Annotated in this window: 18 protein-coding genes; 10 read left to right on the top strand and 8 right to left on the bottom strand. The window is 42.0% G+C overall.

Annotation, left to right across the window (positions count from 1 at the left end; translation table 11 throughout):
• Positions 1-255 precede the first annotated feature (255 nt).
• Positions 256-1,845 (bottom strand): photosystem II high light acclimation radical SAM protein, encoded by a 1,590-nt coding sequence (locus tag AACU33_RS23275; RefSeq protein ID WP_096590980.1) that lies wholly within the window; start codon positions 1,843-1,845, stop codon positions 256-258.
• A gap of 576 nt (positions 1,846-2,421) precedes the next feature.
• Between AACU33_RS23275 and AACU33_RS23270 the strand changes: the two genes are divergently transcribed.
• From AACU33_RS23270 to AACU33_RS23255, 4 genes are all read left to right on the top strand, one after another.
• Positions 2,422-2,817: a DUF1830 domain-containing protein gene (locus AACU33_RS23270; RefSeq protein WP_096590978.1), complete on the top strand. Its 396-nt coding sequence runs from the start codon at positions 2,422-2,424 to the stop codon at positions 2,815-2,817.
• Between the two features lie 142 nt (positions 2,818-2,959).
• Positions 2,960-3,421: a DUF4079 family protein gene (locus AACU33_RS23265; RefSeq protein ID WP_096590976.1), complete on the top strand. Its 462-nt coding sequence runs from the start codon at positions 2,960-2,962 to the stop codon at positions 3,419-3,421.
• A 145-nt stretch (positions 3,422-3,566) separates the two neighbouring features.
• Positions 3,567-4,100 carry a hypothetical protein gene (locus tag AACU33_RS23260; RefSeq protein WP_096590974.1) on the top strand — a complete coding sequence of 178 codons (534 nt, stop codon included), beginning with the start codon at positions 3,567-3,569 and terminating at the stop codon, positions 4,098-4,100.
• Between the two features lie 55 nt (positions 4,101-4,155).
• Positions 4,156-4,938: an ABC transporter ATP-binding protein gene (locus tag AACU33_RS23255; RefSeq protein WP_096590972.1), complete on the top strand. Its 783-nt coding sequence runs from the start codon at positions 4,156-4,158 to the stop codon at positions 4,936-4,938.
• A 73-nt stretch (positions 4,939-5,011) separates the two neighbouring features.
• On the opposite strand, the gene AACU33_RS23250 is transcribed toward AACU33_RS23255, so the two are convergent.
• Entirely contained in the window at positions 5,012-5,782 is a 771-nt protein-coding gene (locus AACU33_RS23250) for a response regulator transcription factor (protein WP_096590970.1), read from the bottom strand.
• Positions 5,783-6,335: 553 nt separating this feature from the next.
• Here AACU33_RS23250 and AACU33_RS23245 point away from each other — a divergent pair.
• The 3 genes from AACU33_RS23245 (at position 6,336) to AACU33_RS23235 (ending at position 8,591) form a co-directional block, all read left to right on the top strand.
• Positions 6,336-6,590, top strand: coding sequence for a DUF6761 family protein (locus AACU33_RS23245; RefSeq protein WP_096590968.1), 255 nt, complete (start codon positions 6,336-6,338; stop codon positions 6,588-6,590).
• 257 nt (positions 6,591-6,847) lie between these two features.
• A complete protein-coding gene (locus AACU33_RS23240; RefSeq protein WP_339376235.1) occupies positions 6,848-7,177 on the top strand; it encodes a hypothetical protein in 330 nt (109 codons plus the stop codon).
• 79 nt (positions 7,178-7,256) lie between these two features.
• Complete coding sequence (locus AACU33_RS23235) at positions 7,257-8,591, top strand: NB-ARC domain-containing protein (RefSeq protein WP_096590966.1); 1,335 nt, start codon at positions 7,257-7,259, stop codon at positions 8,589-8,591.
• Between the two features lie 140 nt (positions 8,592-8,731).
• On the opposite strand, the gene bchB is transcribed toward AACU33_RS23235, so the two are convergent.
• The 3 genes from bchB to AACU33_RS23220 all read right to left on the bottom strand — a co-directional run bounded on the left by bchB (position 8,732) and on the right by AACU33_RS23220 (position 13,560).
• The gene (gene bchB / locus AACU33_RS23230; RefSeq protein ID WP_096590964.1) at positions 8,732-10,258 is read right to left on the bottom strand and encodes a ferredoxin:protochlorophyllide reductase (ATP-dependent) subunit B; all 1,527 of its coding nucleotides are present in this window, start codon (positions 10,256-10,258) and stop codon (positions 8,732-8,734) included.
• A 544-nt stretch (positions 10,259-10,802) separates the two neighbouring features.
• Complete coding sequence (locus tag AACU33_RS23225) at positions 10,803-12,473, bottom strand: hypothetical protein (protein ID WP_339376234.1); 1,671 nt, start codon at positions 12,471-12,473, stop codon at positions 10,803-10,805.
• Positions 12,474-12,936: 463 nt separating this feature from the next.
• Positions 12,937-13,560, bottom strand: a complete 624-nt coding sequence (locus AACU33_RS23220; RefSeq protein WP_096590960.1) for a class I SAM-dependent methyltransferase — start codon at positions 13,558-13,560, stop codon at positions 12,937-12,939.
• Between the two features lie 93 nt (positions 13,561-13,653).
• Between AACU33_RS23220 and hemH the strand changes: the two genes are divergently transcribed.
• Both hemH and AACU33_RS23210 read left to right on the top strand, forming a co-directional pair.
• Positions 13,654-14,817: a ferrochelatase gene (hemH, locus tag AACU33_RS23215; protein ID WP_096590958.1), complete on the top strand. Its 1,164-nt coding sequence runs from the start codon at positions 13,654-13,656 to the stop codon at positions 14,815-14,817.
• 86 nt (positions 14,818-14,903) lie between these two features.
• Complete coding sequence (locus AACU33_RS23210; protein WP_096590956.1) at positions 14,904-15,953, top strand: WD40 repeat domain-containing protein; 1,050 nt, start codon at positions 14,904-14,906, stop codon at positions 15,951-15,953.
• Positions 15,954-16,021: 68 nt separating this feature from the next.
• Here AACU33_RS23210 and AACU33_RS23205 read toward each other — a convergent pair whose 3' ends face one another.
• The 3 genes from AACU33_RS23205 to AACU33_RS23195 all read right to left on the bottom strand — a co-directional run bounded on the left by AACU33_RS23205 (position 16,022) and on the right by AACU33_RS23195 (position 18,706).
• Positions 16,022-16,585 carry a DUF4126 domain-containing protein gene (locus AACU33_RS23205; RefSeq protein WP_096590954.1) on the bottom strand — a complete coding sequence of 188 codons (564 nt, stop codon included), beginning with the start codon at positions 16,583-16,585 and terminating at the stop codon, positions 16,022-16,024.
• 233 nt (positions 16,586-16,818) lie between these two features.
• On the bottom strand, positions 16,819-18,114 hold the full coding sequence (purB, locus tag AACU33_RS23200; protein ID WP_096590952.1) for an adenylosuccinate lyase: 1,296 nt from the start codon (positions 18,112-18,114) through the stop codon (positions 16,819-16,821).
• 40 nt (positions 18,115-18,154) lie between these two features.
• A complete protein-coding gene (locus AACU33_RS23195) occupies positions 18,155-18,706 on the bottom strand; it encodes a YetF domain-containing protein (protein WP_096590950.1) in 552 nt (183 codons plus the stop codon).
• Between the two features lie 549 nt (positions 18,707-19,255).
• On the opposite strand from AACU33_RS23195, the gene AACU33_RS23190 reads away from it, so the two are divergent.
• Positions 19,256-20,299, top strand: coding sequence for a serine/threonine-protein kinase (locus tag AACU33_RS23190; protein WP_096590948.1), 1,044 nt, complete (start codon positions 19,256-19,258; stop codon positions 20,297-20,299).
• The last annotated feature ends 67 nt before the right edge of the window (positions 20,300-20,366 follow it).

Genomic DNA, 20,366 nt, shown 5'->3' with positions numbered 1-20,366 from the left:
ATTAAGTCTTGAAAGCCTTGTAATTTCGTAGGTAGTCCCACAACAATGATTTTGGGCAAATATATCAATCCTTGGGAGATAAGAGGCGTTTTTAGTTCACTGCTGATGTAAATTAGTTTTTAAAGCAAGTTTACAAGCAAGATTTGGTTTAAGCGATCGCGTGGAAAGTGGCGATGAAGTCGTAGTCAGGAATGCTTTTACCAAAAAATCTCCCGAATCAAATTCGGGAGATCGTCAATCTAGCATCAAAGGGAATTAAACACCTACCAACTGCTTCTCGTTTTTTTCCATTGGTGCAGACAGTGCTGACTCTAAATCAGCACACCCCAATCTCTCTTCTAAGATTTTCATGACTTCACGCCCAAAGTCATTGGGGTTTTGTTGCCAAGCTTGCAAGCAGACTTCACCAAAGAAGGAACCAAGGGGTTCAGGATTCCACAGGAGTTTTTTGGCTGTCCACGGCATCAAGCTCATAGGATTGTACCCTGGTTTGAGGATACCTTGTTTGAAGGCATATTCTTCTAAGTGGGTATGAGGTTGTAACCCAATAAAGAAAATGGCAGGTTCGACTTTATCTGCACCAAAAATCCGTTCGAGTTCGCGGTGGTAAGCGATGGTTTGGCGTATGGTTTCGGGACGTTCGTCAATCACGTTAAACGAGTAGTTGACGGAAACTAAATCGTTGAAACCAGCGGCTTTTAAATCGCGACAGTTTTGCAGCACGTTTCGCAGGTTGTATCCCATGCGCATTTTCCGCACGAGTTCCTGAGAACCACTGGTAATCCCGATTTCAAAGTAGTTCATCCCGGTTTTCGCCATCAAGTCGCACAACTGGGGTGTCAAGTTGTCGGCTCTGATGTATGCTGCCCAGTGAATATCTGTCATTCCAGAATCGACGATTTTTTGTAAAAGTTCTACTGCATCATCAATAAATTTCCTGGCGGGGATGAATTGGGCATCAGTAAACCAGAAATTGCGAATGCCGCGATCGTACAATTGACGCATCTCAGCTACAACTTCATCTGCTGGGTTAATGCGTACCTGTTTGCCTTCAACCACAGTGTAAACACAATAACAGCAGTTATGAGGACATCCACGTTTGGTTTGGACGCCAATATAGAAGTCTTGTCCTTGCAGGTAGTAGTTAAATTCCGGCCAGATGCTCTCAATGTAGTCGTAGTTGCAAGCCGTTTTTTCTAGGGGAGTGGGTTGTTCGTGAATTAACCGTTGTCGTGGTTGAGTTTCTCCGACTACATAGCAGCGTTCATCGCGAAACTCTTTACCACTTAAAAATTTTCCTAACAGGGTTTCTCCTTCACCTACAGAGATAATTGTCCCTTGAGGTAAGCTTTTACCCAATTGTTCGTAAAATACGCTAACTGCACCACCACCCACAATGGCACGGGCTGCTTTTTTATACTTCTGGGCGCGTTTTAACCCACGTTTAATTAAGCCCAGATTGCGCCATAACTCTACGTAATAAGCGATGAAAATTCTCAGTCCACCCAAGGCTCCACGTAATTTTACTAAGGGATTTTTCGCATAGTAAAATTCAAAGGCGTTTTGTAAAGGGTTTCCGCCACGACCACCAACTGGCGCGTATATTTGAATATCCCGCCAAGAGAATACCAGCAGTGTGGGTTGAAATTCATCGATACAACGCTCTAAAGCTGGAACATAATCTAAAGGTGGTACGCAGCCCAAATCAAAAATGCGTTGTTCGATATTCGGAAACTGTTTGTGTACGTGATCGCTTAGGTAGACAACCCCAATAGGAAAGATGGGGTTACAGGGAAGGCGAACGTAAAGAATTCGATTTTCCATTGTGCTTGCTTTAACTGCCATCTTGCCGTTTTTCTGGGGAAAGAAAGTGAAATAAACATCCAGTTTTTAACTGTATGTATTGATTTTGGTTGCTCTGTGCGATCGCGCTTGACATATAAGCTAAGTCTTAAGTGGATTTATCTTCTCTTGAGAACCGCGGACATAGCTAAAATTGCTTTGCCTACCATGAAGCATGGCATCCATCAGAGCAGTTTTATGAAGATATTTTTCATATAGCTTTACCATAACATTGAGCGATGATTCTCATCTGTGGCTCTTGCGAATAGTTATCACCAGAACCTCGCTTTTTCTTTGAGAAATAGCTCCGGGGATCGTTGTCATAGCATATCCTCTATCAATCTTGATTCACGAATTTAGAGGCGTTTTATCAAAGAATGAAAATAAAAACTTCCTTTATAGTGTATAATTGTAAAAAAATCATAGATATTTACAAAAATTTCATATTGGATACCTATCTTTAGATAGAAATAATGCAGAAATGTGCAGTTGGTAGTCGGAGTTACAGCTTGTGGGGATCGCCCAATGTTAGTTTTGCTGGTGTAATGTAAAATTGTGGCGTAAAGCTCCTCAGCAGTTATGGCTCAAATACTAGATCCTCTACCACCTGAGCAATCGGGGAAAATTCTCTGCTGCTACATGAATGCCACGAGCAAAATCCAGGTTGCCCGCATCACCAATATTCCCAATTGGTACTTTGAAAGGGTTGTCTTTCCTGGACAGCGTCTCGTTTTTGAAGCCCCTCCAGAAGCTCAAATGGAGATTCATACGGGGATGATGGCAAGTGCAATCTTATCAGATACAATTCCGTGTACTCGTCTTGCGATCAATGAGCCTGGTACTAATGAGTTGAGTAACAACTCAGAAGTAGCCATAGACTCTATTAATACAAAACCAATGGTGCAGCCAATTAATACAAAAACTGAAAATACAACAAAACCCTTAACAATAGCTGGTTTAGCATCAGTTGATTAAAAAAATTTTTCTCAAAATTAAAGGTTGCTGAATTCAGCAACCCTTTTTGTTGGTTAGTCATTGGTCATTGGTCATTTGTCTCCCCACACTCCCCACACTCCCCACACTCCCCTAGTGCCCAGTGTGTTCTACAATCATTGGTATGAATTTGCCTTCTTTTCTTTGGTTGTGGAAAATAGCTGCTTGGTCGATGGGGTTATCCTTACTGGCATATCTAATGCTAGCGACCACTGGCTTTTGGATGTTTCAAGCGAGAACCTCCCAACACCCTCCTAGTTTTCCGTTGTTGAATCGAGGACTTGGTGGGATGCGATCGCTCCACTATACAATTGGCATCAGCATGGTCAGTTTAGTGCTGCTACTACTGGCAATTGGTATTATTGGCACGTTAGGACATTTTGGTTCTTTGGGGCAATCATCACACTTGATTGCTGGAATATTAGTAGTAGTATTAGTTTTGCTCTCTGCTGTGAGCGCTACGCAAATCAGCACGGAAAAACCTTGGTTTAGAACTTTACACGTAGGAATAAATATTATTTTATTTATAGGTTTTGCTTGGGTATCGCTCACTGGCTGGAGTGTAGTACAAAAGTATTTACCTTAATTTTTACATGTTAGTCTCGGCTAGGCGATCGCCAATTGATCGAGAGCAAATTTCGGGAACCTTCTCCACACATTCGCATCAAAGACTGAATGCGCCCCCAGTTCCTAGATAAGATGAACTTGAAGTAAACGATCGTGATTGAGCCGTGACAGTTTCTGTTTTTCGCCTTTCGCCCTTGATCCGGATAACGCTGTTGAGTTTATATTTAGCACTCACAGTACCATTACCTTTTTTAGCCCAAACAACAGCAGCACCCATCCCACCAGCTTTACTGTGGTTAGGAATTTGCATTGGTTTAGTCGCTTTGTATGCAGTGTTGACTGAACGAGTTATCTTAGACGACCAGGGAATTCAGGTGACATACCCTGTTTGGGTTCCGCGTTTTTTTCGTAAAGGTTGGTCTTTAGCTTGGTCTGAGGTAAAAGAATTAAAACCTCGAACTACGGGTCAAGGAGGTATAGTATATTATTTCCTTAGCCAGGAAGGAAAAGCTTATTTATTACCGATGCGTGTAGTCGGATTTGCTCAACTAGTAAGACAAGTACAGGCAAAAACAGGTATAGATACTACAGATGTGCGTCCTTTAGCACAACCTTGGATGTATGTGACTTTACTAGGCTTCACCTTATTATTACTATTGATAGATGCTTGGACTATCTCCACAGCCTTGAATCAGTGAACGCTGAACCTAATTCTTCCTCATTTCGATAAGGTTAAGTAAATCAAAGTTGAACTTGGATAATGTCACCCCAAAAGCCATACTCAGACTAGAGCAAGTCAATCTGTTTACTAAGCTCAAAAGTCAAATTTCCGCAAACCATCAAGGATATCCCATCTTACAAGATATTGATTTTGAGCTATTCCCAGAGGAGCGCATTGCCATTGTCGGTTCATCAGGTGCGGGAAAAACAGCGTTATTCAAGCTGATCAACCGCCTAATTGAACCTACTCGTGGCAAAATATTTCTGGAGAATCAGGAATATCGCCAAATTCCCATAATCCAGTTACGCCAGGTAGTGACACTGGTATTGCAAGAGTCGAAGCTTTTGGGGATGACAGTTGAACAAGCATTGACTTATCCACTGGTTTTGCGTGGTTTACCCAAACAGACAATTCAGCAGCGAGTCAGTCATTGGATAGAAAAACTGCGTATTCCCAGTGATTGGTTAGGAAAGACTGAAGTGCAACTTTCAATTGGACAGCGACAGCTAATAGCGATCGCACGTGCCTTAGTCATCCAACCTAAAATTTTATTATTAGACGAGCCAACCTCTGCCTTAGATATCGGTACAGCTTCCCATCTTATGGAAGTCTTAACTCAGATGGTTCCCACTCATCACACCACAATTTTGATGGTAAATCACCAACTAGAGCTAGCACAGTCATTTTGTACGCGACTATTACACTTACAGCAAGGTCGATTGTTGGCAGATTGCACAGCCTCTGAAATAGACTGGCCTAAGTTACGAACAAGCTTGATGCACGCAGATGCTCAAGCCTCCGAGGAATGGATTTAGTTAAGATTCAAGAGTCAAAAGTCAAGTAAAGTTCTGCATTTTGAATTTTGAATAGCTTTCCCCTTCATCTCCCTTATACGCGTTGAGTACTAAGAGTTGAGCGTTGATTGCTAAATCTCTCTTTAGGCAACTTTGGTGGTGATTGGGGAATATTGGAATTCAAAATTTCCATGTTAAAACGGTAGCCCACATTACGGATAGTTTGAATTAAACTAGGTTGCCTAGGATCGAGTTCAACTTTTTTCCGCAGCGATAAAACGTGAGTATCAATAGTGCGCGGATTATCGATCGCATCAGGCCAAGCTCTTCGTAGCAATTCTGACCTAGATAATGGCACTCCTCCCGCTTGGGCTAAAACGTATAATAAACTAAATTCTTGGGGCGTTAGATCGATAAACTCTCCTTGAAATCTCACCCGACGCTGCACTAAATCAATTTGCAGGGCACCATAATCCAGATAAGCTGGTGCAACAGGTGTCCGGTTGCGACGAATGAGTGCTTCTACCCTTGCTAAAAACTCTTGCATTCCAAAAGGTTTGCTCAAGTAATCATCTGCTCCCGCCTTTAAACCTGCAACAATATCAGCTTCATTAGTACGGGCAGAAAGCATGAGAATTAAAGGTTGTTGTTGACGATTTAACCAACGACAAAACTCAATGCCATCACCATCAGGCAAATCAGCATCAAGAATTACCAGTGTCGGTTGCTGGCTCAAAAACACTTCCCTTGCTTGATATATGCTGGCGGCTTGGTGTACCCGGTATTCCAACTGTTGTAAGTGCCAACCTAGCAACGACCTCAGATGAGGATTCCCCTCAACGATTTCAATACAAACCGAACCCACGGTGGCAAGACCCCTTAGCGTTGATGAATTTCAAAGTAACAAGCCCATGACCAAGGTTTTGTAGCCTTTGTTACTCCAATTACTATTGGCTCTATATTTCTTGATAGCAATCTTGGCTAGAAGTTTAACTTATGCTTTGCCCCAAGCCGATTAGTAATATTCTTAAATTTTTGTTAGACTTATTGAAATTAGTTCTGCTTAAACATCCTAGCGCCTAAAAGCGGGTAATGTACCAAAACACGATCGCCAAAAAAGCTTATCATCACCAAGCCAGCTTCCGGTCTTATGGTGACAGCCAATTGCAGCTTGCAGAAGTTGTTTTTGCCATCCCCCAGAAAAGCTAGGATGTTAATCAACGGAATTATAAAAATAGCTTACCAATTAATCTTATTCCATGTTTTCTGGAATAGGATCGAAATACGTTGTAGCTGCTGGAGGGTAAGGCCCAAAGTAGAGATATTGATTTTGACTCAATGCCGAGGGGAAAGTGACACTTCACATTTCCGCGTGAATCATTTACAATTCTCATTCCAAAGAGATTAATTCAGCAGTTATGCTCCAAGACGCACAAACCATCCGCTATTACCAAAGAATTACCGACGCCTTCGTCGAGTTATGGAATCGCGGTTATCGTATGGACGATATGCGGATGTATTTGGATGGATATTTAGCCGCGCTGAGACATGGGAACGCCATTGAACCTTATCTGATTCATCGTCTAGAAGAGGAAGCCAGCCGCTACTTGTACGATGCATCAAATTTTGCTATGACGCAACCAGAACCAGAACCACAACATGATTACTACTAACTAACGCCTTTTCTTTGGACATAGTTAGTAACCGCTAATCAACGCAGATGATTATAACATATTACCTGCATTGATCAAGGGGTAGAGTGGTGTGGAATTTAGGAGAAATTTATTTGATAAAACATATCCCTTCAGCGATCTTTTAGTTTTCTGGATGTACTGAGGGGATTTTTAGCCTCCGCTTCTAGATTTGATCCTTTACAGGGTTTCTCAATTGCGTACAATCAATGCTGAGTTTTGGTGACTGAAGAGGCAGGATGAGGGAGTGTGCGGAGTTTTCTTCTGCATCTGCTCATCTTCCCTCTCCCTGTCATCTCTCCTCCATGCCCAATGACGGCAGTTGCTACAACGGAGGATACCTCACGCCAGTACTCTACGAGAAGCCGCCCTCTGGGCGTCTACGCTCAAGTCGGGAAACCCTTTCGGCAGTTGCTCATGGGGGAAACCACGCCAGTTCCTTCAACGGGGGGAACCCCCGCAACGGACTGGCTCCCCAAGACCTCGCTGCCTCACCACGCGACTGGCTCCGCAACGCACTGCCTCCCCTATGCCTAGTGAAATTATTTTTTAGCTGCATAAAATTTTGATGAATCTCTGATAACTTTATGAAGCTTAGAGGTACGAGAAGATTATGGGGGAGTCATAGAATTTACTTTTGAGCAAGCAATGCTGGTTTTAGATAGAGTATTGCAGAAAAAACATTTAAGCAATATTCAAGAGTTAGTACTGAGATTGTGTTGGCAAGGATACACTTATGCAGAGATTGCCGAAAGCTCAGGCTATGATGATGATTACATCCGAGACGTAGGCTTTCGGTTATGGCAAACCCTTTCAAAAGCACTGGGAGAAAATATCGCCAAAAGTAACGTCAAAACAGTTTTGCGGCGTTATTACTCCAATCTCTTACAAGCAGAATCACAGCTATCTACAACCCCAGGCTTTGCAATCCCTGATACTCCCCAGAAAAAGCAAGATTGGGGAGAAGCAATTGATGTGTCTATGTTCTATGGACGTACGGAAGAACAAGCATTGTTGCGAGAGTGGATTGTCGAGGAAAAATGCCGCTTAGTGATGCTGTTAGGTATAGGTGGAATTGGCAAAACAGCTTTGTCTGTGAAAGTTGCAGAACAGTTGCAGAGCCAGTTTGATTTGGTAATTTGGCGTAGTCTCAGGAATAGTCCGCCGATTTTTGAGCTGATGCGGGAGTTAATTTCGTTCTGCTCCCAGCAAACAGAAGTAAATCTGTCCGACACTATAGAAAGTCAAATCTCATGTCTGATTAAGTACTTGCGCTCCCAACGCTGCCTGATTCTATTGGATAATCTCGAATCAATTTTGCAAAGTGGGAAAATCTCAGGTCACTATTGTGCTGGGTATGAAGGATATGGTCAACTTCTCAGACGAATAGGAGATGAAGTTCATCAAAGTTGCTTATTGTTTACTAGTCGAGAAACACCAAGTGGATTTACAGCTAGGGAAGGTGAAACTCTACCAGTGCGATCGCTACAATTAAATGGCTTGTCACAGTTAGAATCACAGCAAATCCTCGCCGCAAAAGGGCTAGTGGATTCAACAGTTGAATGTGACAAGCTAATTCAGCGTTATCGAGGTAATCCTTTAGCTTTGAAAATTGTCGCAACGGCAATTCAGTATTTATTTGATGGTAATATTTCTCAATTTTTACAGCACAGTCCTGTTGTTTTTGGCGAACTTTGGGAAATATTGGAGCAACAGTTTCATCGCCTTTCTGCTAACGAAAAGCAAGTGATGTACTCGCTAGCAGTCAAACAAGATTGGGTAACGCTAAAAGAATTGCAGCAATGTATTATTTCACAAATTTCTGAGCGAGAATTACTAGAAGCGCTGTTGTCTTTGCAAAAGCGATCGCTCATTGAACAGCAATCGGGTAATTATACTCAACAACCTGTAGTCATGGAATACATCACTGACAAACTGATTGGTCAGGTATGCTGCGATATTCCCACTGAGGACATTGATTAATTATGCGAATTTTATCGCACATCGCTACTGGAAAGGAGCCTAAAAGATATTTAGTAAATTCACAACAGTCTTTATTTATAAATAGCAAAAAGAGCATCCATTCAAGATGCTCTTTTTGTTTTTGATTATCAACTATTAGCCTAAGCGCCAACAGCTTCTTTTGCAGCGTATAGCACTTCAGAATTGATATCTTTAATGCCGCGATCGCGTGCAAATTTTTCGGTGTTGCGCTTGACTTTACCGCGCACAAATCCAGGAATTTTGTTCAATTCTGCTAAACCATCTTTTGTCCAATTCAAATCTGATTCGGCAGAAATTCCTTTGGTAATCACTTCTTTGGTATCGTGTCCGCCGAAGATTTCCAAAAGATGATCTTCCATTCCTAAGGTGAAGGAATTGTAAATCAAATCTGTAATTTGATTTGTACCTTCGTAACCCAAGAATGGTTTGTAACCAATGGGGAAGTTTTGCACGTGGATGGGTGCAGCTATGACACCGCAGGGAATATCCAAGCGCTTACCAACGTGGCGTTCCATTTGCGTACCGAAGATGGCGGAGGGTTCAACGCGGGCGATCGCATCCCCAATTTCTCCATGATCGTCGGTGATTAAGACTTCATCGCAATACTCGCTGACTTGTTCGCGGAACCAGTCTGCATCATATTTGCAGTAAGTTCCCGCCCAAACTACGTGAATTCCCATTTCCCGTGACAAAATTTTGGTAATGGCGGCGGCGTGGGTGTTGTCACCAAATACCACAGCTTTTTTACCAGTCAAGTTTTGGCAGTCGATAGAACGGGAGAACCAAGCAGCCTGAGATACATACAGAGTTTGTTCGTTAATGAACTCTTCGTAATCTACATGAGCACCTTGGGCGTTAATTACCTGCTGAATTTTGCGGATACAGCGAGCAGTTTCTACAACACCCATTGGGGTAATGTCTACATAGGGAGTGCCAAATTCTGCTTCTAGGTAACGAGCTGCTTGTAAGCCGAGTTCGCGGTAAGGTACTAGGTTAAACCAAGCTTGCGGCATCTTCTTCAATTCATTCACAGAAGCGCCTTCAGGAATTACGGTGTTCACCTCAATTCCCAAGTCAGCCATCAGCTTTTTCAGTTCGGTGCAGTCGTGCTGATGGTGGAAACCTAAGGTAGAAATACCAATGATGTTAACAGAGGGTTTAGCAGTTTTGCCTTCTGGGAGTTCGCCTTTTTTACGGGCTTTCTCAATGTAGAATTGGACGATTTGATGCAGAGTGCGATCGGCTGCTTGCAGTTCGTTGTAGCGGTAGTGGTTAACATCCGCCAGCATTACGTCCCCTTTTGCTTCCAGTTGTGCTCGTTCGACAAAGTTGTGCAAATCTTCTTGCAAAATACTGGAAGTACAGGTGGGAGTTAACACAATCAAATCCGGGCGTTCTTCAGCATCTTTGCGGGTGATATTGTCTACCACCTTCTCCTGAGAGCCACGTGCCAAAACGTTGCGATCTACGACACTGGCTGTTACCGGAGTAAAGTCCCTTTCCCTTGATAGCATAGAGCGCATGACGTTAAAGTAGTCATCGCCAAGTGGGGCGTGCATGATGGCATGGACATTCTTAAAAGAACTGGCGATTCGCAGTGTACCTATGTGGGCTGGCCCTGCATACATCCAGTAAGCCAATTTCATCAGGTGTTCTCCCTTATAAACTGAAATAACAAACAGTCCAATATGAGTGGACTATGATTGCTGGTTTTCTCATCGTTGTCTGATTCTCTCAAAACTTGAGCCTCGGACAAAATGGGCAAATTATTAAGTTTCAAGTCAAGTGCGATCGCTCAAACCTGCTAACTACTTGGGATCTAGCTCTTAAGTTAAACAACATTGATGTTGTTTAAGTGAAATAAATCTTTATTTTCAGTAAAATTTCCACAAATAACCCAAGGATGCAGACACCGCGAATTTTGATATCAAAAAATTAGTTAGATCGCGCGATCGCTCACCTATTAACAGCGTCAGGTCTTGTAGCGCCTTGAGTATATAATTAAAAAAACTCACCGCCCGTGAGATGCTGTATCTATGCTAACTCAGCATTCACCCTAATAATCTACTGTTCTATCGTATTAATCTTGCTTGGCTGTAAGATTCCCGACTTTTTAGAAAATTCGGGAATCTGAATACCTTGCAACTTCTCACAACTAATAAGACGAACTGCTAGATATTTAAGTGCAAATTATTTACGGTTTAGCTTGCTTTTAATAGTCTCTATTACCTTGGCTTCTGCTGGCGTAATTATTCCATCTAAATGAGCAATTTTATGACACTGAGCTATTAAAGGTACAGCGAAATCACTACTAACTTGCTTAAGCAAGCTTTCTAGCGATGGTGGGGACTTCATATTAGCAGCGATCGCATCGATAGATGCTGGACTAAGATTTGCAGTTTGCAATTCTTTTAGAATTTCTTCCCAAGATTTATTTGGATTACCTGCTAACACAACATGAACTAAAATTTGATCCATAATTTTTTCTTGGGAAATAGCAGCTTCGAGATATTTTTCGCTCTCTATCTGAGCATCTACTAATGTTGCTTGTAAGGTTATTGGATTTTGCTTTGCTTCATAAAATTGACAAGCAGCGTAACCCAAGGCATAAATCATTACTGCATTTGAACTAGCCCCAATTACGGCTCCTGCGACTGGTAGATTTCGCAGCAAACCCAACCCTGCTTTAATTGCTGTTTGTCCACCTAGCCCTAAACCAAAAATTGCTACAGCTTCCGATTTACGTTCAGAAGCTGTTAAATTCATTCCATAAGCAGCAGCAATTTGATAAACTAACTCTACTGATAATGCGGCTGTAGCAGCACAATCGACAGCAAACATGGCTGCTGCTTGTCCTGGTGCTAGACTACTAGCTAATCCTGTTCCTCCAGCAAAAACAGCTTTTTCCAACATTAGATGATGAGCAATTTCTCCTGGTTTTTGATTTGGGTGTTCTTGCTGTAATTTTTTGACAGCAGCCTCAGCTTTAACTACATCAATCTTTTCTATAAAAGGATTCAACCAATCCTGATTTAAAGATTTTATTGCTAATCGCAACGGAGGATTATTGCCAACAATTGCTAATGCTTGTCCTGCTACTTGTGTTGCTTGTAAAGCTGCACCGCTGAGAGCCTCACCAACACCTATAGCAGCTCCAGCGACAGCTTGCCCAGTTTGTACAGCGCCATCTGCTACACCGAATGCTACACCACCAATAGCACCACCAACTCCCATAGCAGCCCCAGCAACAGCTTGCCCAGTTTGGACAGCACCATCTGCTACACCAAATGCTACACCACCAATAGCACCACCAACTCCCATAGCGGCTCCAGCGACAGCTTGCCCAGTTTGGACAGCAGCACCACTTATTGCTCCTGCTGTTCCTGCTACTACTCCAAACAATGAGTCGAAGAAAGATGGTTGTTGTACAGATAATTGATTATCTGTTGTAGTCTTGGTAATAGCAGTGGCGGATTCAGTATCAACATCTGCTTGAGGTGTTGATGAAGGTGAATTTGGCTGTACTTCTAATTCAAATTCTTGTTGCCAATCAGGAAAATCTTCACCAGCTTCTCGCCCAAATATTTTGACTTTTTTTAAAGTTTGGATGCCTAAATCAATTAATCCATGATGAATCAACGGAACTAATGAATTTTGCTCTGGAATATTTGCTGATTCTAGCATTACCTGTAAACAATCTTGCTTCAGGCTTGTTTTTGCTGTAATGCTGGGTAAGCCTAACCATTCAATTATCAGAGTATTAATGGCATTGGTATCACCCTGTTTAGCAAGTTCGAGAGTATTTAGCTGGGTCATATTGAGGATAGATGAAGAAGCGTACTGATAACCTAGTGCAGCCACACGAAATCAAAGCTCAAAATTCAAAAAGCTGATGACGTAGGCTTTCTGTAGATTTTAAGTGTTTGCTTTATTACTTTATTGCTGCACTAGTTTCAGTATTCCCTTCCATGAATGACTTATAACACTCTTTATCAATTAGCAGGGTGCGTCAAGGTCTGATAACGAAATATCTCTAGTGTTAAGATGCTAATATTTTGCTCCATAAAAGACTGCAATCGCTATTTTTTATTATTCTTTAATCGCGCCGAACTCATCATATAAACCAAACGATTCAAAATAATAAATTCTGCCAAATATGGGCTAGGTCTAACATTTATTTTTGTAGGCGATAGAAATACTCCACTTTCAACCAGAGATAGATGAAAATCTTCGATAACTTTGGATAAAGTGAATGACTATATACCATAACACTAAATTTTTAATAGGGCAGACAAAATGCCTGCCATTATTTAAGCGATATCTCTCACTTTTTTGCTTGAATCACTTGTAAACTTCCACCTGCATATAATTTTGGTTCACTAACCTCAAATCCTGTTTCTGCTAACACCGCAGGTAAATCAGTTTTTAATAGTTGCCAAGCTGTCTCTGTTTCAAACAACAGCAAAAATAGTGACACTCCAGGCCAAAATATAGGATTTGTAGGAGCGTGAAAATCCACGAGCGCGAACACACCACCTGGTTTCAGGACTCGATAAACCTCATTAATAATTTGTCGCAATTGCTCAGGTTCCATCTCATGTAGCGCCACACTGGTATGCACAACATCAAATTCAGAATCAGTAAAAGGCATATTTTCGGCAAAAGCTTCTACGTAGGTGGCGCTAGGTACATTCTGCTTTGCCCGTTTCAAAGATAAGGGAGAGGCATCCAATCCTGTTACATTTTGTGAATATTTCACCAAAAATTGTGTTGCCTGACCGCTGCCACAACATAAATCTAAAATCTTAGTGTCTGAGTTGATTGTTAAACCTTGCAAAGCTAGTTGCCGAAACCGAGTTTCACCACCTACACTTAACGCCGCTAAACCTGATATGCCGTCATATAGCCACTGATAGCGGTAACTCCAGTCTCTTAAAATTGTTGCCATAACAACTTTCTGTCCTGTTAACCTTTATATTTAATAAAGATATATTGTTAACATTAGTAAAAAAACTGAAAGGGTTGGGGGAAAGTAACTGCTATGGGTCGTGTAGGCGTTTTATTACTTAATCTCGGTGGCCCCGATAAGCTGGAAGACGTTGGGCCGTTTTTGTTTAACCTGTTTTCCGATCCAGAAATTATTCGCCTACCATTTCGTTCGCTGCAAAGACCCTTAGCTTGGTTCATTGCTTCGCGACGCACCAAAACATCTCAAGAAAACTACAAGCAAATTGGGGGTGGTTCCCCACTGCGGCGCATTACAGAAGCGCAAGGTGAAGCCTTGAAACAGCAGCTGCAAGATTTAGGGCAAGAAGCGAATATTTATGTGGGAATGCGATACTGGCATCCCTATACTGAAGAAGCGATCGCTCTCGTTGCTCAAGATAATATCGAACGCTTGGTGATCTTACCCCTATACCCCCAATTTTCTATCAGTACCAGTGGCTCCAGCTTCCGCCTTTTAGAAAAACTTTGGCAAGAAAACCCAAAACTTCAACCACTTGAATACACTGTTATTCCCTCCTGGTATAAACAACCGAGTTATCTGCAAGCAATGGCAGAACTCATCGCCCAAGAACTCGATCGATTTCCTAATCCTGATGAAGTTCATATCTTCTTCAGTGCTCATGGTGTGCCAAAAAGCTATGTAGAAGAAGCAGGCGACCCTTACCAACAAGAAATTGAGGAATGTACAGTTCTAATTATGCGTACCCTCAATCGTCCCAATGCTCACACGTTAGCTTATCAAAGTCGTGTAGGCCCTGTAGAATGGCTGCAACCTTACACTGAAGATGCTCTCAAAGAATTAGGAGCTAAAGGCGTCAAAGATATCGTCGTCGTACCTATCAGTTTTGTCTCAGAACACATCGAGACACTACAGGAAATTGACATTGAGTATCGAGAAATAGCTGAGGAAGCAGGAATTCATAACTTCCGGCGCGTACCTGCTCCTAATACCCATCCAGTCTTTATTAGAGCATTGGCAGATTTAGTCATTGATGCGCTGACAAAACCTAACTTCAAGCTTTCGCAAGCCGCCCAGATGAAGAAAAAGGTGAAAATGTATCCCCAAGAGCGTTGGGAATGGGGTATAACAACTAGCGCCGAAGTTTGGAATGGTCGAATTGCTATGCTTGGTTTTATCGCCTTAATCATTGAGCTAGTAACCGGTCGGGGACTGCTGCACATGATTGGCCTTTTATAAGCGCTACGCACATTGAAACTGACAACGGAACAGTATGTTTTTGAATGAGTCGAGTCATATATAAAAGTTTAGGTTGCAGACCTATAATGACTCTGAACCATATCCCTTGGAAAGCAATCACAGTATTGACTCTTACCGTAGTAACTACTGCTGTTTGCGGTTGCAATACCTTTACTTCCAAGACTCAGGACTTAATTACCCAATCTTCGCAAAATAGTCAACTGCTTCGCAAGCTCTCAACAGACTCAGATTCGGGTTATTCGGTTGCTTATTCGCCAGAAGTATCTAGGGCAAACAATCCTGTTGGTTCTACTCTTGCCAGTGCTGGTGCTAAAACAGTTAAACTTTGGAATCCCAGCACTGGAAAAGTTATCCGTACCTTTACCGGACAGGCTTGGGCTGTGAACTTTAGCCCAGATGGTCAGATTCTCGCTAGTGGTAGTCAGAATGGAACTCTTAGTCTGTGGAATGTTAGCACTGGAGAACTCATCCGAACCCTTAAGCATTCAGAACCTGTGATTGATGTTGTCTTTAGTCCAGATGGACAGACACTAGCCAGTGGTCTCGATGGGGGCGCTAACATCAGGCTGTGGAATTGGCGCACTGGAGAAATTATCCGCATTCCAGATGACTTCAATGCTTCCAGAAGGGGATTTGATAATTTCAAATCTGTACCCATTGCTTTTAGCCCAGATGGTCAGACATTCTTTGCTAGAAGTGGTTCAGGCCAAGCTAGTCAATTATGGAATGTTAGTACTGGTAAAGTTCTCAGTAGTTTCGATGCCAAATCGTTGATTAATGATATCGCCATTACCCCAGATGGGAAAACCCTTGCCGCAGGCATCCGTGACAATGCTATTAAGCTGTGGAATGTTAATAGTGGCAAACTCATCCACACTTTGACTGGTCATACAGGTGAAGTGAGAACAGTTGCTTTCAGTCTAGATGGAAAAACTCTTGCTAGTGGCAGCCAAGACGGCACTATCAAACTATGGAATGTTAAGACTGGCAAAATTATCAGCACTTTCAAGGCGCAAACAGAAAAAGTTTGGTCTGTTGCTTTCAATCCTGATGGAAAAACTTTTGCCAGTGGCAGTCAGGATGGCACTATAAAGATTTGGCAAATACCACAATGAACCGACTTTACATCTTTTGATCGGTTTACCATTTAAAAGATTAACTTTTGACTGTTGACTTCTGAGCCTTAACTCTTGGCTTTGGACTGACGACGACGGTATTGCCAATACCAGTCATACCATTCTTTCGCACTACGAATGGCAAACCAGAGGAGGATAAGAGTAATTAATCCTCCGGGCCAGGGAGCTTTAAAGGCAAATAATACTAAAACAACGCACAAAAAATCTTGAAGAAATACTGCCCACAATGGTAGGCCACGCAAGCGGTAGAACCAACCGACTTGTACTAGTTGGAATACTAAAGCTAACAAACCCCCAATAACTGCAATTAGCCAATTAGGGCCTATTGTTGTTGAAGCTACTGTTAATCCCATGATTGCTCCCACAATAGGGGACAACAATAACTCAAATATTTGTAGCACTCTCTGCCCTAACCGCTTTTTTGAAGCAACCAGTTCAACCACAGACCAGATACTGAAGAATGCTAGCAACACTGGTGATGAAATGTGAGACAAAATCGGGACTTTTGACCACAAATAACCTCCGTGCAAGAATCCAATGATGAGTAGGGGTATACCTATTCTGATTCCTGCTGCCGCAGAAGCGGAAAGGGTGGCTAGTATGTCAATCATCAGGACACTCACAGGGCTACTAAATAGGCCAATGGTTGCGATTAATAGTTTTTACGGAAATTAATCGCCAATGGAAGCTTAAATATTCTCAGTACACGATATATATAATATTTTACATCAAATAAATCAGTTTTGGGGAACGAAAGAAGCAGGGGAGACAAGGAAGACAAGGAAGTGTGGGGAGTTTTCTTCCCCCTCTTCACCATCTCTCCTCCTTGCCCTATGCCTAACTTCTAGATACCCAGGCGTTGATAAACCTGTTCTAAATGCCGCAGATGTTGTTGGGGGTCAAAACATAACTCAATTTCTGCTGGTGTTAACTTTTCGGTAACACGAGGATCTTTGGTAATCAAATCGTGGAAATTGCCATCTGGTTTGTTCCAAGCTGCGTGAGCATTTGTTTGCACGATCGCATATGCTTCTTCGCGGCTGATTCCCTTTTCTACTAAAGCAAGTAGCACTTTCTGGCTAAATACTACCCCGCCATAGCAGTTGAGATTGCGTTGCATATTTTCGGGATAGACAAGTAGGTTAGTCACCAGATCGGCGATCTCTACCAGCATAAAGTGGGTCAAAATGCAAGCATCGGGTAAAATTACTCTTTCTACAGAACTGTGAGAAATATCTCGTTCGTGCCAGAGGGCGATGTCTTCCAAAGCTGCACCAGCATGGCTTCTCACCAGTCGCGCCATTCCTGTCAGCCGTTCGGAACGGATGGGATTGCGCTTGTGAGGCATGGCTGAGGAACCTTTTTGACCTTTGGCAAAAAATTCTTCAACTTCGAGAACGTCTGTTTTTTGCAGATTGCGAATTTCTACAGCAAAGCGTTCAATAGATGCTGCTACTAAGGCTAATTGCTGCACGTAATCGGCGTGGATATCGCGGGAAATAACTTGTGTTGAGGCGGTATCGGGTTTGAGTCCGAGTTTTTGACAGGCGATCGCTTCTACACGTGGTTCAATATTGGCATAGGTTCCGACTGCACCAGAAATTTTACCCACAGCAATTGTTTTGCGGAGAGTTTGCAAACGTTCTTGGTGTCGTAACACTTCTGCTAGCCACCCAGCTAGCTTAAATCCAAAGGTGATTGGTTCCGCATGAATGCCGTGGGAACGCCCAATCATCACTGTGTAACGATGTTCTTTGGCCTTTTGGCGAATTGCCTGAATTAAATCTTCTAGGCGTTGCAACAATACATCCAGACTGGCTACTAACTGCAATGCTAAAGCTGTATCTAGCACATCAGAACTAGTTAAACCCAGGTGAATATAGCGTCCTGCATCGCCAACATATTCATTGACATTGGTTAAAAAGGCGATGACATCGTGGCGGACTTCAGCTTCAATTTCTAGTACGCGCTTTGGATCGAAATTCGCCTTGGCTTTAATTTCTTCAACCGCATCAGACGGAATGTAACCCAGTTCTGCCTGAGCCTCACAAACAGCAATTTCTACTTGCAACCAAGTTTTTAGCTTATAGGCTTCACTCCAAAGATTACCCATTTCGGGCAAGGTATAACGCTCAATCACAATCCGCCACAGAATACAACCGTCATATTTTACATTTTTATTAGGGCAGATCGCTTTTTGATTTAGTCTCTTGTTTAGCAATCGAACTAGTTTTAGATTCGGATGTGATGACGCTAATGCTACCGTCAGCTTCCATGAATGCTAACTTTACATCTTCCAAATATTCGATACTTTGCTGGCGTAACTTACTCATCAATTCATCTTCAGTTATCAATTCCCGTTCTAGATGCCGATGAATTATCCGACCATTTTTTACCAGCAATAATGGTGGCGGATTAAGAAAGCGCTGAAACTGAGGAAGTTTGTAACCCAACCAGTTAAGTAAGTAGCTCCAAAAAATTACAGTTCCTACCAAGATAGCGCCTTCAGTAATAGATGTATAATTACTCGCCATTGCATTTTGGGCAGCTTCAGCAAATAGCACAACTACCAATAAATCTGTTATTCCCAGAGTTCCCATCTGTCGGCTAGGCAATAAGCGTAGCACTGAGAACAGGGCTAGATAAACCAGCGACCCGCGAATAACTAATTCCAGCACGCTGATACTAGGTACAAAGATTGCTCGCCAATTAATATAAAACCATTTGTCCATTATTTTTTTAAGATATTTCCAGAAGACTGATTGATAATATTTCATTTAGAAGTAGCAAATAAGCAAAATTTATTGCCTAATATTATCGATCGTTTTTTATCAGCACATTGCTGGATGAGAGTATAAAATAACCTCAGATAGTTTCATATTCAGTTTGATAAATTAGGCTGGTAGAAAGATAAGGAGAAAATGCTATTAAAAGGTAGTTGATTATGGTGGGAGTAAATCATCATTTCTATCAAAATTAAAGATTTCTGGGTTAGAGCGATCGCTATCTCGGAAAGTCATAGCGCTAGTTCTCCAACTATAACCGTATATTCTCTTAGTTCATCTAATACTTAATACTATCATAGCAATTCGATATCTAAGTAGAATTACAAGTCAATATTATTAGCAGCAATTTTTTCCAGCTTTTTGAATTTTTTATGGGGAATTCTGTATGTAAATAGCCAGAAAAATTATGATTTGGCAAAGATATAGTAATCCTACTAGCACTCAGGAGTCTTTCTCGTTAAATTAAAGACAAGAGAGAGTAGCCGTTCTGAAGCAATGAATCGATTTTCCCCGCAAATCAGACATCTTCATGAGTGCATCCAGCAAACACAACTTGGCCGGATGTGCGGCTCTTCAGAACGATTTCGCGATCGCTATGAAATCTTGAGAATTTTAGGTAGAGGTGGTTTTGGTATTACCTTTCTAGCCAAAAATGCTGTATTACCTGGTAAGCCATTGTGTGTAATTAAGCAACTGTGTCCTAAGGTGACAAGTCTCAATAGTTGGCAAAGAGCTTGTCAGCGCTTTGAAAAAGAAGCAAAGGCTTTGGGTGCATTAGGTAATCATCCGCAGATTCCCATGCTCTTAGACTACTTTGAAGTTAAGGGAGAATTTTATTTAGTTCAAGAGTATGTGCGTGGTTCTACTTTGGCGCGGGAAGTAAGAAAATCCGGCCCCAAAAATGAAGCCGCAGTCAAACAGTTTTTACAGGAATTATTACCAGTCTTACAGTATCTGCATCAACATCACGTTATTCATCGAGATATTAAGCCGCATAACTTATTACGTTGTGAAGATCATCAGCGATTTGTGCTGATTGATTTCGGTGCAGTGAAAGAGGAATTAGCTGATGCTTGCGAACACTCAATTAGCGATCGCGCAACTACTAACTTTGTAGGAACGATGGGATTTGCACCCCCAGAACAGTTTTCCTTACGACCTGTGTATGCTAGCGATATTTATGCGCTTGGTGTGACTTGTCTTTATTTATTAACAGGCAAAGGGCCTTTAGAATTTGACTACGACCCGGATACTGGTGAAATTTTGTGGCAAAAAGAGGTGACTGTCAGCGATAATTTTGCGCAAATTTTAGGAAAGATGGTCAAAATTCCTTTAAAAGAGCGTTTTAAAACCGCTAAGGATGTGATGACAGCGCTGGATTTGGAAAGCTATGTGCCGAGTTTGACTAACTGTTTAACTACCCAACCACGGCGAGTTAAAACTCCTATCAAAGAAGAAATTCCGCAAACCTACATACCTTCTATCAAAAGAACTGCGATCGCTATTCGGGAATGGAAAGCAAAACTCCAAGGTAAATAGCCAGACAATGTATTAAAAAGATATCTACCTGAAGTATCAAATTAATAATTATTGATATAGAATCCGG

The sequence above is a fragment of the Calothrix sp. NIES-2098 genome, from assembly GCF_963875125.1.
Classification (GTDB): Bacteria; Cyanobacteriota; Cyanobacteriia; order Cyanobacteriales; family Nostocaceae; genus Aulosira.
This window is presented reverse-complemented; position numbering and strand designations above follow the sequence as displayed.